Origin of the sequence: Allosphingosinicella sp., assembly GCF_036402135.1 — a bacterium.
GTDB lineage: Bacteria > Pseudomonadota > Alphaproteobacteria > Sphingomonadales > Sphingomonadaceae > Allosphingosinicella.
On the sequence record NZ_DASWTN010000028.1, the window covers coordinates 14,238 to 29,578 of the forward strand.

Here is a 15,341-nt window from a genome sequence, read left to right on the forward strand (position 1 = left end):
TCGGACCTCAACAATGGACGTGACCGATCTTCGCATCGCGCTCTTCAGCGGCAATTACAATTATGTCCGCGACGGCGCGAACCAGGCGCTCAATCGCCTGGTCGAATACCTGCTTCGGCAGGGCGCCGAGGTGCGCATCTATTCGCCGACGGTCGAAGATCCCGCCTTTCCGCCCAACGGCGAGATCGTGAGCGTGCCCGCGCTCCCGGTGCCTAAGCGGCCAGAATATCGCTGGCCCCTCTTCATTCCGCGGCGTGTCAAGAAGGACATCAAGGCGTTCCGGCCAAACGTCCTTCACATCGCCAGCCCGGAAATATTGGGCCACCGGGCGGTGACGCTGGCGCACAAGCTCGACCTCCCGGTGGTGGCATCGGTCCACACCCGCTTCGAAACCTATCCTCGCTATTACGGCCTCTCCTTCATGGAGCCTCTGGTCGAAGCGGGACTCAGGCGGCTTTACCGCCGCTGCGACGCTATCTTCGCGCCTTCTGACTCGATGGCGCAGCTGCTTCGCGAGCAGCGTATGAACTACAACGTCGGCATCTGGACGCGCGGCATCGACCGGGAGATCTTCAATCCCGAGCGGCGCGATCTGGCCTGGCGCCGGTCGCTTGGCATCGAAGACGATGTGCCGGTCATCGGCTTCGTCGGACGGCTGGTGATGGAAAAGGGTCTAGACGTCTTTTCCGAGACGATCGAGCGGCTCGAAAAGCGGCAGGTGCGGCACAAGGTGCTGGTGGTGGGCGAAGGCCCCGCGCGGGAATGGTTCGAAGGCGCGCTACCCAACGGCATTTTCGTCGGCTTCCAGGGCGGCGCCGATCTCGGCCGGGCCGTCGCGTCGATGGACATGCTGTTCAATCCCTCCGTGACCGAGACGTTCGGCAACGTGACGCTGGAGGCGATGGCCTGTGCGCTTCCGGTCGTGGCGGCGATCGCCACCGGCAGCCAGAGCCTTGTCACCGAGGGCGTGACCGGGAGGCTGGTGCGGCCCGGCGCGATTAACGCGTTTGCCGAGGCGTTGAAGCTCTATTGCGCCGATGCAGAAGCCCGGAGGGCCGCAGGCAAGGCCGGCCTCGAGTTCAGCCGTCATTATGGCTGGGACGAGGTCAATCAGGCGCTGGTCGACGGCTATCTCCGCGTCATCCGTCAGCGCGGATCAGGCAAGAGGGTTGCCAACAGCCCCGTTCCCTGACCGCCGCTGGAGTGGCATAACGCCCGCATGGCAGCGTCTCCCCCTAATGATCTTTCGGCCGATGTAGCGCGCGAGCCTGCGGAACGGCAATTCGCGTCGCTCCAGCAATCGGCCGGCTGGCTGCTCAACGCACTTCAGGTCGAAGCGGACGGCATCGCCTCGCAAGGAGAGAGCTTAGAGAGCGGCCTCGCCCGCCTTGCCGGCGAGGTGGGAAAAGCGGAAGAAGACAAGCGGCTGCTGGCTTTTCCGGCTCGCTTCAGTGCGCTCGCGCGGGAGCGCGAACAGCCCGCCGCCGCCGATCTTGCCCTGCGCCTGGAGCAGGCAGCGAGCGAGGCGCTCTCACTTTATGTGGAGAGCCAAGCCCGCTCCGCCGCCCGCACGGCCGAGCTCGTTCGGTCGCTGCCAGACGAGAATGACGAAGCGGGGCGGCAACTCAGCCTTGCCCGGATCGGCGCCGCTGTTCGAGGGGTGCTGGACCGGGACAAGCGGGCGGAACGGCTGGAGGCCGGAGAGCTCGAACTCTACGCCGTCCCTGACTTCCTCAATGCGGACGAGCGGCAGGGGCTGATGGACCTCATCGACCGCAATGCCTTTCCGTCGGGCATACTCGGCGAAAATGCCGACAAGGAATTCCGTACGAGCCGGAGCTGCAACATGGAGCTTCGCGAGCCGCTAGTGAGCCTCATCGACCGCCGCCTCTCCGCCGCGCTCGGCATATCCCGCCGCTTCAGCGAGACGATGCAGGGGCAGCGCTACGAAGTCGGGCAGCAGTTCAAGCCGCACCACGACTTCTTCCACAAGGGCGAAGGCTATTACGATTATGCGCAGCGGCAGGGCGGGCAGCGGACCTGGACCGCGATGCTGTTCCTTAACGCGCCGGAGGCCGGCGGCTGCACCAACTTTCCGGAAGCCGGCGTGCGGGTCGCGCCGGAGCCGGGCAAGCTCCTTATCTGGAACAATATGAAGCGGGACGGCAGCCCCAATGCCCAGTCCCTGCACCAGGGCGAGCCGGTGGAGGCCGGCACCAAATATGTGATCACCAAATGGTTCAGGGAGCGGCCCTGGGCCTGAACATGGCTGATCTCTTCGCCAACGAACCTCCCTCCACGCCCACCGAAGCTGCGCCTTCCGGAAGCGCGCCACTCGCCGATCGCCTCCGCCCGCAGAAGCTGGAGGATGTGGTCGGGCAGGAGCATCTGACGGGGCCGGAAGGCGCCATCGGGCGCATGGTGGCGGCTGGGAAGCTCAGCTCCATCATCCTCTGGGGACCGCCCGGCACCGGCAAGACCACGATCGCGCGGCTGCTGGCGGACGCTGTGGGTATGCGCTTTGTCGCCATCTCCGCCGTTTTCTCGGGCGTTGCGGACCTCAAGAAGGTCTTTGCCGAGGCGAAGGAGTATGGGCGTGTCGGCAGCACGACCCTCCTCTTCGTGGACGAGATTCACCGCTTCAACCGTGCGCAGCAGGACGGCTTCCTTCCCTATGTCGAGAACGGCACCGTGGTGCTGGTCGGCGCGACGACGGAGAACCCCTCCTTCGAGCTGAATGCGGCCCTTCTTTCCCGCGCCCAGGTGCTGATCCTCAACCGGCTCGACGCCAAGGCCCTCTGCCAGCTCCTCGACCGCGCCGAGGCGCTGATGGACCGGCCACTGCCTCTCACTGCGGAGGCGCGCGACGCCTTGGTCGCCACGGCGGACGGCGACGGCCGCTTCCTCCTCAACCAGGCGGAGACGCTTTTCTCGATCGAGGTGCCGGAGCCGCTCGATCCTGCGGGCTTATCAGCGCTGCTTCACCGCCGGGTGGCGGTCTACGACAAGGACCGGGAAGGCCATTACAACCTCATCTCGGCGCTGCATAAGTCGATCCGCGGCTCCGACCCGCAGGCGGCGCTTTATTATCTGGCGCGGATGCTGGTGGCTGGCGAAGAGCCGCTCTATTTGCTGCGCCGCCTGACCCGGGCGGCGGTCGAGGATATCGGCCTCGCCGACCCGCAGGCGCTGGTCCAATGCATCGCCGCCAAGGACACGTACGACTTCCTCGGCTCCCCGGAAGGCGAGCTCGCTATCGTTCAGGCCTGCCTCTACCTCGCCACCGCGCCCAAATCGAATGCGGCCTATGCGGCGCAGAAGGCGGCATGGCGCTCTGCAAAGGACACCGGCTCGCTGATGCCGCCCAAGAACATCCTCAACGCGCCGACGAAGCTGATGAAGAACATCGGCTACGGCAAAGGCTATGCTTACGACCATGACGCGCCGGAGGGCTTTTCCGGCGACAATTACTGGCCCGAGGAGATGGAGCCCCAGACCTTCTACGAACCGGTAGAGCGCGGTTTCGAAGCGAAGATACGGGAGCGGCTCGCCTTTTGGGAACAGCGCCGGAAGGACCTAGGCAAAGGCTGAGGGATTTGGCACCTTCGGCTCCGAGGCTACTCAGACCACAAGGGGGAGACGCCATGTACCGCACCAACAATCCCGACACCGTCTATTGGCAGAATGAAGCCATCGAATGGCTTCCGCGTATCCTCGGCGCCATCGCCATCCTCATCATCGCCTATGTGCTGGCGCGCGCGGCTAAATGGGCGATCGCCAAGCTTGTCGACCGTGTGCCGGTCCTTCAGCGGCACAATGCGGCGGAGCCTGGCAAGACGCTCGGCAGCCTGATCGGGGACATCGCCTTCTGGCTGATCCTCCTCGTCGGCATCATGCTCGCGCTCCAGCCGCTCGGCCTGACGCAGGTGCTGGAGCCGGTGCGGGCGCTCACGACCAACACGTTCGGCTTTATCCCGAACCTGATCGGCGCGGGCCTCATCTTCTTCATCGGCCTCGTCATCGCCAAGATCGTGAGGCGGATCGTCGAGGGCGCATTGATGGCCGCGAATGCCGACAATTGGCTGCAGCGCACCGGCCTTGTTGAGACCGGCACCAGCACGTCCACCACGTCGGCAGGCACCACCACGGTGGCCAGCCGCACCTCCCTCAGCCGCTCGATCGCGACGCTGGTCTTCTACCTGATCATGATCCCGGTCACGATCATGGCGCTCGATGCGCTCAACATCGCGGTCATTTCCGGCCCGGCGACCGAGATGCTCAGAACCATCCTGGATGCGCTGCCGAAGATCGTCGGTGCGCTCATCCTGCTCGCCATCGGCTATATCCTGGGCAAGCTGGCCAAGCAGTTCATAGAGCAGCTTCTCCCCTCCGCCGGTTTCGACCGGGCGGTAAGCGCACTGGGTTTCTCCCAGCAGGGCAACACCGCGTCGCGCACCGTCGGCACGATAGTCATGGTCGCCATCGTCATCTTCTTCGCGATCAAGGCTGCCGAGCTCCTCCAGTCGCCGATCATCGCGGTGATGCTGGCGCAGGTGCTGGAGCTTGGCGGGAGAATCCTGTTCGGCACCGGCATCATCCTCGGCGGCGTTGTGATCGCCCGGATCGTCTCCAGCCTCGTCAGCGGCGCGGGTTCGGAAGGCTGGCTGCCGTCGATTCTGAAATGGTCGATCATCGCCCTCGCCGTCGCGATGGGCCTCCGCTTCATGGGCCTTGCCAACGAGATTGTGATTATCGCCTTCGCTTCAATCATCGGTTCGGCGGCAATTGCCTGCGCCCTCGCCTTCGGCCTTGGCGGGCGACCCACCGCGCATAAGCTGCTCGAGGAATGGACCAAGGACAACAAGTTGCCGCCGCCGCCCCGCGCACCGGCTCCGCCGACGCCGCCCGCGCCTCCGGCAGCGCCCGAGCCGCCGCGCGAGATGCGCTTCGGCGACGACGACATCCCGCCGCTGGTCTGATCAGGCGAGCAGGAACGCCGCAGTCACGCCGCCCAAAGCTGCCAGAAGTTCGTTCTTTAGGACGAACATCAGCAGCAGGGCGGCGCCGACCGCCAGAAAACCTCCGGCCCCGCTCTGAGCGGCGGAGCTGACGACTAACGCGGCGATGAGCGAAGCAGGCACGGCGCCGATGAAGCGCTGTGCCTCCTTTGGTATCCGGCCTGCGCTGGCCGCGAGGAAACCCGTCCAGCGGACCGCCAGGCAGAGCGCAGCAAGCGCCAGGAGCGCCAGTAAATCATCCTTCCCCATCAGCGTTCCTCCCTATCCAGTAAGTTACGGCGCCCCCGGCCAGCCCGCCGGCAAGCACGTGCCAGGAGCCGCTAAAGAGAGGATCCAGGCCGATAGCGGCCGCGGCACCCACGACAGGCCCCACAGCGCCCCGCCAGCGATCGACCAGCGGCGGGAGGACCGCGGCGAGCAAGGCGAGGACCAGCCATTCGAGCCCCATCAACAGGCTTTCCGGCATCCAGTGACCGGCCACGCCGCCAGCCAATGTGCCTCCGACCCAGCTTATCCACATCAGCATGTTGGATGTGATCAGCGCCGCGTGGGGATCATGCCCCTCCCGCTCGGCGCGGAGGGCCACGATCCAGCTCGCGTCGCTCAGCAAAGTCGTGGCGGCAAGCCCCTGTCTGGTTCGACCGGCGTAAAGTGGAGCGAGCGTGGCGCCCATAGCCAGATAGCGGGCATTGATCGACAAGGCGGCAAGCAGGATGGCCACGAGCGGCAGCGGGTGCGACCAAAGCTCGATTGCCATCAGTTGGGCAGTGCCTGAAAAGACGGTCGCACTCATCGCCGTGGCAAAGGCGGCCGGCATTTTGGCAGTGGCAGCGACACCGAACGCAAGCCCCCAAGCGACGCTGCTCAGTGCGAAAGGGGCTGTCCAGCGCGCGCCGACTGCGGAAAAGGGGACAAGCTTGTTTATGGCCATAGTAACCCTATATACGGTTACTCAAGCAAAGAGTTCCAGATGCAGATTTTCGAGTCTCGGCAAGGGCGGCTAAAGGTGATCGGAGAGCACCCGGCGCTCGACCTCCTCAACAGCGTCGATGTCGATCGGGGGAGAGTCAGCGACTTTCTGGAAAGTGGCGTCGCGCTTGCTCGCTGGAGCGAAGTGGCGGCCCTAACGCCGCCTGATGAGGTGCAGAAGCTGGTGGCCGCGCTTGAGAAGGAATCCGTGGCTGGCGCCGTTCTCGGCAAGGTGCACGCGATGAGACAACTTCTCGCCGATGAATTGCTGGAGGTCCGGCAAAGCGAGGATCTTGCAGCCCTCCTCAATGACCTGCTGCCTCACCCTCTCCTCTCGGCGGCCGGTGAGGGAGTGATTTTGAATAGCCGTGGAGATGAGCCTGCAGAGCAGCGCCTTCTCGCTCGGATGGCGCTCCACATAGTCGCCCTGCTACTTAGCGTCCCCCGCGCGCACATCTCCCAATGCGAGGCGCCGAACTGCGACTGGTTCTTCCTCGACCATAGCGGCGGGCGGCGGCGCTGGTGCCTCATGCAGGGCTGCGGGAATGCGGCCAAGGCTCGCCGGCACCGCGCAAAACTTTCCACATGAGCCGCTTTCAACGCTTCGCTGCCATCGATTGGTCGGGCGCCAAGGGTTCCCGGCACAAGGGTGTTGCAGTTGCAATTTGTGAGGCCGACGGTGCTGCCCCGAAGCTTGTGGAGCGGGCAAAGCCCTGGTCGCGAAGCGAGGTGCTGGAATGGCTGCTCGCGACGTCCAAGGAAGCGCCGACGCTCTACGGCTTCGACTTCAGCTTTGCGCCGCCCATCGTCGAGCGGGGCGAGTATCTACCGGGGGAGCCGGGCATCCCCGGCACCGCGCGCGAGTTCTGGGCCTATGTCGACCGCTGCTGTGCTGATGAGGATCTGGGCGCGGCGAGCTTTCTGGAGCAGGTTCACCGCCGCCATTTCTATTTCGGCATCGCCGACGGCACGAAGGCGGATTTCGTCCGCTTCCGCCAGTGCGATGCGCGGCTCAACGCGCAAGGCGGCCGCAAGACGGCGAGCGCCTATGATGCGATCGGCGCCGCACAGGTCGCGAAGGCGAGTTTCTCGGGAATGCGGCTGCTTCACCGGCTGGACGGCAAGGTTGCGATATGGCCGATGGAGCCGCTTCCCGACAGTGGAAGTGCCGTGGTGGAAATTTACACGCGCATCTATCTGCGCCGCGCAGGGCTTCAGGGGATGAAGCTCCGGTCTCGGGCCGAGCTCAACATCGCGCTGAAGGCGCTCGGCAGCGCCCCTGCCCGCCTCCGCTTCGAGCCCGACGATCATCAGACGGACGCATTGGTCACCGCCGCCGGTATGCGGGCTCTCGCGACGAGCGAACCGCACGCCTTCACTCCCGAAGGCCTGACGCGGGAAATCGCCGCAACGGAGGGCTGGACCTTCGGCATCCTATAAAGCATTGGGGGAGCCGGGCCGGATTAGCACAGTGGTAGTGCAGCGGTTTTGTAAACCGAAGGTCGGGGGTTCGAATCCCTCATCCGGCACCAGCTAGTCGTATCTTATCTTCACCCTACCTGCCGCTTCTGTGGCGCGCCCCCGCGCCTCCTCCGTATCCGCACCGGTCGCAAGCGCGACACCCATGCGGCGGTTTTTCCGCGTCACGGGCTTGCCGAACAGCCGAACGTCCTCTGCTGCGGCAAGCGCTTCGCCGAGCCCTTCGAAATGGAAGTTTTCCGCCTCGCGATCGGCAAGGATCACGGCCGAGGCGGAGGGTGCTCGCAGCCTGATCTCGGGGATCGGCAGACCCAGAACGGCTCTGGCATGGAGGTCGAACTCCGAGAGGTTCTGGGAGATGAGCGTCACCATGCCGGTGTCGTGCGGACGCGGCGACAGCTCGGAGAAGATCACCTCGTCACCGCGGACGAAGAATTCGACGCCGAAGATGCCGTAGCCGCCCAGATTGTTGACCACGGCTGCAGCCATGGCCTGCGCGTCTGAGCGCGCCGCTCCCGACATCGGGGTCGGCTGCCAGCTTTCCATATAGTCGCCGCGTTCCTGCCGGTGGCCGATGGGCGGGCAGTAGAGGATGCCCTCGCGGGTGCGGACGGTCAGCAAGGTGATCTCATAGTCGAAGTCGATAAACTCCTCGACGATCACCCGCGGCCGGTCGCCGCGCATATTGCCGACGGCATAAGTCCAGGCCTGCTCCAGTTCGTCCGCAGAGCGGACCGTGCTCTGGCCTTTCCCTGACGAGGACATGACCGGCTTTATCACGCAGGGCAAGCCGGTATGCTCCGCCCCCGCCAGCACCTCCTCGAGACTTTCGGCGAAGCGGTAGCGCGAGGTGCGGAGGCCGAGTTCGTTCGCGGCAAGATCGCGAATGTTGTCGCGGTTCATGGTCATCGCCGCCGCACGGGCCGAAGGGACGACGGTGCGGCCCTCCGCCTCCAACTCTCCCAGCACCTCGGTGCGGATCGCCTCGATCTCCGGCACAATAAAGTCGGGATCGTGCTTCTCCATCGCCGCGCGGAGGAGTGCACCGTCGAGCATCGAAAAGACCTCCGATGCGTCCGCCACCTGCATCGCGGGCGCGGCGGCGTAGGAATCACAAGCGATCACATAGGCGCCGAGCCGCTTCGCGGAGATGGTGAATTCCCGGCCAAGCTCGCCGGAGCCGAGAAGGAGGATCTTTGCGGTAAAGCTCATCGCCTCCCGCTATAGGCCCGACCGCAACAGCTCAAGTGACAGCGGCGAAAGGTGCGGCTAACCTCCCCGCAACATAAAGGGGGATCTCCATGCGTTCGCTCACCATCGCCGCTCTTCTGCTCGCCTCCGCGCCGGTCGCCGCGGCGGCGCAAAGCGCCGATGCCTATAGCGTCATCCACGCCGGGACCCTGCTGGACCGGCCCGGCCGGCCGCCGCGCCGGAACGCCAGCATCATCGTTCGCGCCGGCAAGATCGAGGCGGTGCAGGACGGGTTCATCACGCCCGCGGGCGCGGCCGTGATCGATCTCAGAGACCGCTTTGTGCTCCCCGGCCTGATCGACAGCCATGTCCATCTGAGCTCCGACCGGGCGGGAAACGAGGGGCTGATCGCAGGCCTTACGGAAAGCGCGCAGCTCGGTGCTTATGAGACGCTGTGGAATGCTCAAAAGACGCTGAATGCGGGCTTCACCACCGTCCGGAATCTCGGCGATGAGGGAGCGACTCTAGCGCTTAAGGAAGCGGTCAGTCGCGGATGGGCAAGCGGTCCGCGCATCGTCGATGCAGGCCAATCCATCTCCACGACCTCGGGCCATATGGATGGGCGTTTGGGGCTTCGCGAGGAGCTGCATGAAGCCGTCGGCGGCGCGGAGAACCTCTGCGACGGCGTCGAGGAATGCCGAAAAACGGTGCGGCGACAGGTCGGCCGCGGCGCTGACGTCATCAAGATCGCGACGACCGGCGGCGTCAACAGCCGCATTGGCGCCGGACTAGGCAAGCAGATGTTCGACGACGAAGCAAAGGCGATCGTTGATACCGCCAAGCTCTACAACAAGAAGGTGGCGGTCCACGCACATGGCGCCGACGGCATTGCAGTGGCGCTGAGGGCCGGTGCGGACTCGATCGAACATGGCACTTTACTCGACGACGAGAGCATCCACCTCTTCAAGCAGACCGGCGCTTATTATGTGCCGACGCTTTCGACGGTGAATGGCTATCTGGAGCGGATCGCCGCCAACCCGAATGCCTATCCGCCAGACGTACGGGCGAAGATCGACTGGCGCATCAGCATCACCGGCAAGGCTTTGGAAAAGGCGGTACCGGCGGGCGTGAAGATCGCCTTTGGCACCGACGCTGGCGTATCGAAGCACGGCCGCAATGCCGATGAGTTCGAGCTGATGGTGAAGCATGGCATGACGCCTGCCACCGCCATTCATGCGGCCACCGTCAACGCGGCCGATCTGCTCGGGCTCGGCAACGAGATCGGCACGCTTGAACCTGGCAAGATGGCGGATCTGATCGCGGTTTCAGGCGATCCGCTAAGCGATGTGACGGTGCTGAAGCGCGTCGGCTTCGTGATGAAGGGCGGTCGGGTCCACAAGGACCAGCGCTAGGCTGGCGCGAGCGTCAGGCTGCCTTGCGGCTTCTGACTCTGCGATGCTCGGCGATCCACTTCTCGACGACAGGAGCAATGCGCGTGCGCCACTTGCTGCCGTTGAAGATGCCGTAATGGCCGACGCCTTTGGCGAGATGATATTTCTTCTGCGCCTCCGAAAGCTTATTCGCGAGGTCGAGCGCTGCCTTGGTCTGGCCGATGCCTGAAATATCGTCGCGCTCGCCCTCGATGGCGAGGAGGGCGATGTCCGTAATCGCGGCAGGATTCACGCGGCGACCTCGATGCGTCATCTCGCCCTTCGGGAGCAGGTGGCGCTGGAACACTACGTCCACCGTCTGCAGGTAGAATTCCGCCGTCATATCGCAGACAGAGCGATACTCCTCGTAGAAGCTCTTGGTGGCATCGGCGCTCTCGTCATCGCCCTGTACCAGATGCTTGAACATCTCCCAGTGGCTGTTCACGTGGCTTTCGAGGTTCATGGTGAGGAAGCCGGCAAGCTGCAGGAAACCGGGATAAACCTTCCGTCCCGCGCCGGGGTATGAATAGGGCACGGTGGCGATCACGTTGCTCACGAACCAGCTGTGCGGCCGGTCGGTGGCGACCGCGTTGACAGCCGTTGGGGCCATCCGCGTATCGATAGGGCCACCCATCATGGTGAGCGTCTGCGGCCGCGCCGGGTTGTTGTCCTCGGCCATAATCGCCGCCGCCGCATAGCAGGGCACCGACGGCTGGCACACGGCAAGCATGTGCGGCCGCTCGCCGCTTTCCGCATGGATATGTTCGAGGAAGGCGATCACGTAATCGATATAATCGTCGAGGTCGAAGCGCCCTTCGTCCACCGGCACCAGCTTCGCATCCCGCCAATCGGTGATGTATACGTCCTGGCCGGGCAGCATCCGCTCGACGGTGCCGCGCAGGAGTGTTGCGTAATGCCCGGACATTGGCGCTACGATGAGCAGGCTTGGTCCACCGGCCACGCCCTCACGGCGGAAGCGCTTCAACTGGCCGAACGGCCTGCGAAACACGATTTCCTCATGCACCGCCACCTGTTTGCCGCCGACGATGGTGCTGTGAAGGCCGAATTCAGGCTTGCCGCGCGGGGCCGAGGCATGGGCGAACACGTCTAGCGCCGAGGCCATGATCGGTCCCATGCCGCTATAAGCGAAGGGATTTGCTGGGTTCTGCATCCATCCGGCGCCGATATTGGCGAGCGTGCTTGCTCCGGCGAGCAGCGACCGCTGCATTTCATAGGCGTCGTAGAGCATCCGTCCTCCGCGTCATGTTGCGGTGCAATAGACTCTATAACCGACCGGTCGGTCAATGGGTCCGTTCGGCCGGCGCCATTGAGCCGGAAAGGCTGCGCTGCTAGGCGAAGCCATGGCCGGTGAGAGCGTGGACGCGCCGCAGGGGAAAAGCCTCGGCAATCTGAAGATGATCTGGAGCTATGCGATCCGCTACCCGGGCCGCATCGGCGGCGCTGCGGTCGCTTTGCTGGTGGCGGCACTCGCGACGCTTGCCATTCCCGACGGCTTCCGCCGGGTCATCGATAAGGGTTTTGTCGCCGGCGGCGGCGATGTCGCCACCCACTTCTACTACGTGCTCGGCATCGTCATCCTGCTCGCGCTGGCGACGGCGGTCCGCTTCTATTTCGTCTCCTGGCTCGGTGAGCGGGTGGTGGCGGACATCCGCACCGCGGTGCACCGCAACCTCCTCCGGCTGGAGCCCCGCTTCTTCGAGGAGAACCGCCCGTCCGAGATCGCCTCCCGCCTGACGGCCGATACCGCGGTCATAGAAATGGTGGTCGGCACGACGGTTTCCGTCGCGCTCCGCAACATCGTCATGGGTGTCGGCGGCATCATCTATCTCTTTACGCTCGCGCCGAAGCTCACCGGCGCGCTGCTGCTCGGCATTCCGATCGTCATTCTGCCCGTGATGCTGCTCGGCCGAAAGGTGCGAGACGTGTCCCGCTCCAGCCAGGACCGGATCGCCGATGTTGGCGCCATCGTTTCCGAAACCCTGGGCGCGATGAAGGTCGTGCAGGCCTTCAACCAGCAGGCGCGGGAAAGCGGCCGTTTCTCCTCCGCCGTCGAAAGCGCATTCGGCACCGCAAAGCGGCGGATCGCGTTACGGGCCGTCATGACTGCGATCGTCATCTCGCTCATGTTCGGATCGATCACGCTCGTCATGTGGCAGGCGGCGCTCGATGTGCAGGCGGGCCGGCTGACCGGGGGGACCGTCGCCGCATTCGTCTTTACCGGTGCTCTCGTTGCCGGCGCGTTCGGCGCGCTTACTGAGGTGTATGGCGAGCTGCTGCGCGGGTCGGGCGCGGCGGGACGTTTGGCGGAGCTCCTGGCTCAGGTGCCGGAAATCAAGGCGCCGGCGCAGCCGAAGCCGCTGCCGACTCCAGCGATGGGCGCACTTGCTTTCGACAACGTGACCTTCCGCTACCCCACGCGGCCCGACGTGAGCGCTCTTGAAGACTTCACCCTTGATGTGAAACCGGGGGAGACGCTTGCGATCGTGGGGCCGTCGGGCGCAGGCAAGACGACGCTCTTCCAGCTCGCTCAGCGTTTCTACGACCCTATGAGCGGCGCCGTTCGCCTGGACGGCATCGATCTGCGCGAGGCTGACCCCGCCGACGTCCGCGCGCGCATTGCGATGGTGCCGCAGGAAACGACGATCTTCGCCGCCTCCGCGCGCGACAACCTGCGCTACGGCATGTGGGATGCGGATGACGACGCGCTCTGGGCCGCAGCCGAAGCCGCCAACGCGGCTGAATTTCTCCGCCGCCTGCCCGAGGGGCTCGACACCTTCATGGGCGAAGGCGGCGCGCGCGTTTCCGGCGGCCAACGCCAGCGCCTCGCCATCGCCCGCGCGATCCTTCGCGACGCACCCCTTCTCCTCCTCGACGAGGCGACGTCCGCACTCGACGCGGAATCGGAGCGCCTCGTGCAGGCGTCGCTGGAGCGGCTGATGAGTGGACGCACCACCATAGTGATCGCGCACCGCCTAGCCACAGTGCGCGCTGCCGATCGGATCATCGTTCTGGAACGGGGCCGCATCGTCGAGGAAGGAACGGACGAGAGCCTGCAAGCCCGCGGCGGTCTCTACGCCCGTCTGGCACGACTGCAGTTCGAGGGTTTGGCGGCCTAACATCAGTGCCGGTGCGGGTTTCGTCCGCGAAGGCAGTCGCGGCACCGAAGGCTTCATCTGCCCGCTTGCCTCACCTGGAATAGGAGCGCCCCCTCCGCCTGCCTACTCTGATCAAGCGGCGCATACAAAAGGCGTTACCTCAACGCCGCTGCGGCTCAGATAAGGCAGCGGCAGCTTGTTCACGAAAACATCACGCGGCCTACGAACGGCGGCGAGCACAAACGAAAAGGGCGGCCCGCAGGCCACCCCCTCATATCAGCATCAGGACACCGTGCTTACCAGGTGCGGTAAGCCTCGTTGCCGACAAAGCCGAGCTTCGTGACCGCGGCGCGTTTGGTTACGGCCAGCACCTGATCTACCGTCTCGTAAGGCGCCTCCGGATGCGGCTGCATGTGCAACTCGGGCTCCGGGTTCATCTGCGTGGTAAGGTCCAGATACTGACGCAGCGTCACCTCGTTTACCGGCGTGCCGTTCCAGAGGATGGCGCGGTTCGGCATGACGACGATCTTGTTCTTCACCGGATCGATCGGCGGCGGGGTGTTCTGCTGGCTGTCCACCGGCAGGTCCAGCTTCACCGCATGGGTCTGGATCGGGATGGTGATGATGAACATGATGAGGAGCACCAGCATGACGTCGATGAGCGGCGTCGTGTTGATGTCCATCATCGGTTCGCCTTCGGCTCCACCAGTTGACATCGCCATATGAGCTTACTCCTAAACTTGGGTACTTAGAGACGCGGACCGGCGGTCGCGGCACCGGCCGGCGGCTCGGAAATGAAGCCGACGCGTGCGAAACCCGCCATCTGCATCGTGAAAACCGCGCCGCCGATGCACTTGTACGGCGTGTTGATGTCGCCGCGGATGTGCGCTTCCGGCATGGTTTCCTCGGTGATGTTCTCGGCGCCCCCTGCGGCAGCCACCGTATCTTCGAGCTTCTTGACCGCACGGTCGAGGAGCTCTTCCGAATTCACCTTCTCAAGGTTCCAGTAGACCTCGCAGCCGCCGGCGCCGTCGCCGCGCACCGAAAGGGAGACATTCTCCGGCTTCGTGGTGGTCGGCTCGAAAGTCACCTTGGGCAGCTCCACCGGAACCGTCTGGATGACGACCGGGATGGCGATGAGGAAGATGATGAGGAGCACCAGCATGACGTCCACGAGCGGCGTCGTGTTGATGTCCGACATCGGGGTTTCTTCGCCGTCCCCTTCTTGGCCGACATTCATACCCATAGTCGATTTCCTATCCTAATCCGTGGGCTTCCGCCCTTTTCGACAATCAGGGGCGGCCCGAAAGCCGCCCCGCGATGTCGCTTAGACCTTCTTGGCGGTCGTGTTGCTGGTGGTCGTGGTTGCGCTGCCGGTGGCGGTGGTGCCGGCCGGAGCAGCCGTACGGCCGCCCGAAGCCGCCATCTGCGGCTTCACCGCACCGTTCGACATCATGTAACCATGAACGTCGTTGGTGAAGCGGGCGAGCTCTTCCAGAACCGCCTTGTTGCGGCGCATCAGCCAGTTGTAGGCCATAACCGCAGGCACAGCGACGACGAGGCCAAGCGCGGTCATGATGAGCGCCTCACCGACCGGGCCGGCGACCGCGTCGATCGACGCCTGACCGGACGCGCCGATCTTGATGAGCGCGCGGTAGATGCCGACCACGGTGCCGAACAGACCGATGAACGGAGCGGTCGAACCGACGGTCGCGAGGAGCGCGAGGCCCGTCGAAAGCCTGGAAGCGATCGCACCCTGGCTGCGCGCCAGCGAGCCGAGCATCCAGTCATGCTGGTCGACCGGGTCGGTCAGCTTGTTGTGCTGTTCCTGAGCAACGATCGCATCGTCGACGATCTGACGATAGGCGCTATTCTTCTCAAGCTTATTGGCGCCTTCGCGAAGGTTGGCCGACTGCCAGAAGGTCGTGCGCGCGCGCTTGCCCTGGTTCAGGATCTTCTGCTGTTCGAAGAGCTTCACGAACAGGATGTACCAGGATGCGGCCGACATGAGGACGAGGATGCCGAACGTCACATAGGCGATAAGTCCACCCTCTTCGAGAGCGGCCATAAGGCCATAGGGGTTTTCACCGCCACCTGCTGCTGCTGGATTAGCCATAGTAAGATATTCCTCTCATTCG

15 protein-coding genes and 1 tRNA gene are annotated in these 15,341 nt (G+C 64.5%); 9 read left to right on the forward strand and 7 right to left on the reverse strand.

Annotated elements, in window-relative coordinates:
• The first annotated feature begins 13 nt into the window (after positions 1 to 13).
• From VGD10_RS07670 to VGD10_RS07685, 4 genes are read left to right on the forward strand one after another with little or no spacing between them, the layout of a single operon-like run.
• A complete protein-coding gene (locus VGD10_RS07670) occupies positions 14 to 1,192 on the forward strand; it encodes a glycosyltransferase family 1 protein (RefSeq protein ID WP_331040222.1) in 1,179 nt (392 codons plus the stop codon).
• 27 nt (positions 1,193 to 1,219) lie between these two features.
• Positions 1,220 to 2,263 carry a 2OG-Fe(II) oxygenase gene (locus VGD10_RS07675; RefSeq protein WP_331040223.1) on the forward strand — a complete coding sequence of 348 codons (1,044 nt, stop codon included), beginning with the start codon at positions 1,220 to 1,222 and terminating at the stop codon, positions 2,261 to 2,263.
• A gap of 2 nt (positions 2,264 to 2,265) precedes the next feature.
• Complete coding sequence (locus VGD10_RS07680; protein ID WP_331040224.1) at positions 2,266 to 3,591, forward strand: replication-associated recombination protein A; 1,326 nt, start codon at positions 2,266 to 2,268, stop codon at positions 3,589 to 3,591.
• 53 nt (positions 3,592 to 3,644) lie between these two features.
• Positions 3,645 to 4,979 carry a mechanosensitive ion channel gene (locus VGD10_RS07685; RefSeq protein ID WP_331040225.1) on the forward strand — a complete coding sequence of 445 codons (1,335 nt, stop codon included), beginning with the start codon at positions 3,645 to 3,647 and terminating at the stop codon, positions 4,977 to 4,979.
• Here VGD10_RS07685 and VGD10_RS07690 read toward each other — a convergent pair whose 3' ends face one another.
• Together VGD10_RS07690 and VGD10_RS07695 are read right to left on the reverse strand one after the other, a co-directional pair.
• The gene (locus VGD10_RS07690; RefSeq protein WP_331040226.1) at positions 4,980 to 5,267 is read right to left on the reverse strand and encodes an AzlD domain-containing protein; all 288 of its coding nucleotides are present in this window, start codon (positions 5,265 to 5,267) and stop codon (positions 4,980 to 4,982) included.
• Positions 5,254 to 5,949 (reverse strand): AzlC family ABC transporter permease, encoded by a 696-nt coding sequence (locus VGD10_RS07695; protein ID WP_331040227.1) that lies wholly within the window; start codon positions 5,947 to 5,949, stop codon positions 5,254 to 5,256. Before VGD10_RS07695 ends, VGD10_RS07690 begins: the two co-directional genes overlap by 14 nt.
• 39 nt (positions 5,950 to 5,988) lie before the next feature.
• Here VGD10_RS07695 and VGD10_RS07700 point away from each other — a divergent pair, with 39 nt between their 5' ends.
• From VGD10_RS07700 to VGD10_RS07710, 3 genes are all read left to right on the forward strand, one after another.
• Positions 5,989 to 6,576, forward strand: coding sequence for a CGNR zinc finger domain-containing protein (locus VGD10_RS07700; protein ID WP_331040228.1), 588 nt, complete (start codon positions 5,989 to 5,991; stop codon positions 6,574 to 6,576).
• Positions 6,573 to 7,427, forward strand: a complete 855-nt coding sequence (locus VGD10_RS07705; protein WP_331040229.1) for a hypothetical protein — start codon at positions 6,573 to 6,575, stop codon at positions 7,425 to 7,427. The genes VGD10_RS07700 and VGD10_RS07705 overlap by 4 nt, the downstream gene beginning before the upstream one ends.
• Before the next feature lie 17 nt (positions 7,428 to 7,444).
• Positions 7,445 to 7,519, forward strand: a tRNA-Thr gene (locus tag VGD10_RS07710).
• A 1-nt stretch (position 7,520) separates the two neighbouring features.
• Here the strand turns inward: VGD10_RS07710 and purT are convergent.
• On the reverse strand, positions 7,521 to 8,678 hold the full coding sequence (gene purT, locus VGD10_RS07715) for a formate-dependent phosphoribosylglycinamide formyltransferase (protein WP_331040230.1): 1,158 nt from the start codon (positions 8,676 to 8,678) through the stop codon (positions 7,521 to 7,523).
• 89 nt (positions 8,679 to 8,767) lie between these two features.
• Between purT and VGD10_RS07720 the strand changes: the two genes are divergently transcribed.
• On the forward strand, positions 8,768 to 10,069 hold the full coding sequence (locus tag VGD10_RS07720) for an amidohydrolase family protein (RefSeq protein ID WP_331040231.1): 1,302 nt from the start codon (positions 8,768 to 8,770) through the stop codon (positions 10,067 to 10,069).
• A 13-nt stretch (positions 10,070 to 10,082) separates the two neighbouring features.
• On the opposite strand, the gene VGD10_RS07725 is transcribed toward VGD10_RS07720, so the two are convergent.
• The gene (locus tag VGD10_RS07725) at positions 10,083 to 11,336 is read right to left on the reverse strand and encodes a polyhydroxyalkanoate depolymerase (RefSeq protein ID WP_331040232.1); all 1,254 of its coding nucleotides are present in this window, start codon (positions 11,334 to 11,336) and stop codon (positions 10,083 to 10,085) included.
• Positions 11,337 to 11,448: 112 nt separating this feature from the next.
• Here VGD10_RS07725 and VGD10_RS07730 point away from each other — a divergent pair, with 112 nt between their 5' ends.
• The gene (locus VGD10_RS07730) at positions 11,449 to 13,224 is read left to right on the forward strand and encodes an ABC transporter transmembrane domain-containing protein (protein ID WP_331040233.1); all 1,776 of its coding nucleotides are present in this window, start codon (positions 11,449 to 11,451) and stop codon (positions 13,222 to 13,224) included.
• Between the two features lie 275 nt (positions 13,225 to 13,499).
• Here VGD10_RS07730 and VGD10_RS07735 read toward each other — a convergent pair whose 3' ends face one another.
• The 3 genes from VGD10_RS07735 to VGD10_RS07745 all read right to left on the reverse strand — a co-directional run bounded on the left by VGD10_RS07735 (position 13,500) and on the right by VGD10_RS07745 (position 15,319).
• Positions 13,500 to 13,925 (reverse strand): biopolymer transporter ExbD, encoded by a 426-nt coding sequence (locus VGD10_RS07735; protein ID WP_331040234.1) that lies wholly within the window; start codon positions 13,923 to 13,925, stop codon positions 13,500 to 13,502.
• A 26-nt stretch (positions 13,926 to 13,951) separates the two neighbouring features.
• Positions 13,952 to 14,449 carry a biopolymer transporter ExbD gene (locus VGD10_RS07740; protein ID WP_331040235.1) on the reverse strand — a complete coding sequence of 166 codons (498 nt, stop codon included), beginning with the start codon at positions 14,447 to 14,449 and terminating at the stop codon, positions 13,952 to 13,954.
• 81 nt (positions 14,450 to 14,530) lie between these two features.
• Positions 14,531 to 15,319 (reverse strand): MotA/TolQ/ExbB proton channel family protein, encoded by a 789-nt coding sequence (locus VGD10_RS07745; protein WP_331040236.1) that lies wholly within the window; start codon positions 15,317 to 15,319, stop codon positions 14,531 to 14,533.
• Positions 15,320 to 15,341 lie beyond the last annotated feature (22 nt).

Bases quoted from the DNA above. Each gene is read 5' to 3' on its own strand.
- VGD10_RS07735 (WP_331040234.1), bottom strand. From the start codon at position 13,925: ATGGCGATGTCAACTGGTGGAGCCGAAGGCGAACCGATGATGGACATC.
- VGD10_RS07675 (WP_331040223.1), top strand. From the start codon at position 1,220: ATGGCAGCGTCTCCCCCTAATGATCTTTCGGCCGATGTAGCGCGCGAG.
- VGD10_RS07725 (WP_331040232.1), bottom strand. From the start codon at position 11,336: ATGCTCTACGACGCCTATGAAATGCAGCGGTCGCTGCTCGCCGGAGCA.
- VGD10_RS07670 (WP_331040222.1), top strand. From the start codon at position 14: ATGGACGTGACCGATCTTCGCATCGCGCTCTTCAGCGGCAATTACAAT.
- VGD10_RS07720 (WP_331040231.1), top strand. From the start codon at position 8,768: ATGCGTTCGCTCACCATCGCCGCTCTTCTGCTCGCCTCCGCGCCGGTC.
- VGD10_RS07730 (WP_331040233.1), top strand. From the start codon at position 11,449: ATGGCCGGTGAGAGCGTGGACGCGCCGCAGGGGAAAAGCCTCGGCAAT.
- VGD10_RS07705 (WP_331040229.1), top strand. From the start codon at position 6,573: ATGAGCCGCTTTCAACGCTTCGCTGCCATCGATTGGTCGGGCGCCAAG.
- VGD10_RS07700 (WP_331040228.1), top strand. From the start codon at position 5,989: ATGCAGATTTTCGAGTCTCGGCAAGGGCGGCTAAAGGTGATCGGAGAG.
- VGD10_RS07745 (WP_331040236.1), bottom strand. From the start codon at position 15,319: ATGGCTAATCCAGCAGCAGCAGGTGGCGGTGAAAACCCCTATGGCCTT.
- VGD10_RS07740 (WP_331040235.1), bottom strand. From the start codon at position 14,449: ATGGGTATGAATGTCGGCCAAGAAGGGGACGGCGAAGAAACCCCGATG.
- VGD10_RS07680 (WP_331040224.1), top strand. From the start codon at position 2,266: ATGGCTGATCTCTTCGCCAACGAACCTCCCTCCACGCCCACCGAAGCT.
- VGD10_RS07690 (WP_331040226.1), bottom strand. From the start codon at position 5,267: ATGGGGAAGGATGATTTACTGGCGCTCCTGGCGCTTGCTGCGCTCTGC.
- VGD10_RS07685 (WP_331040225.1), top strand. From the start codon at position 3,645: ATGTACCGCACCAACAATCCCGACACCGTCTATTGGCAGAATGAAGCC.
- purT (WP_331040230.1), bottom strand. From the start codon at position 8,678: ATGAGCTTTACCGCAAAGATCCTCCTTCTCGGCTCCGGCGAGCTTGGC.
- VGD10_RS07695 (WP_331040227.1), bottom strand. From the start codon at position 5,949: ATGGCCATAAACAAGCTTGTCCCCTTTTCCGCAGTCGGCGCGCGCTGG.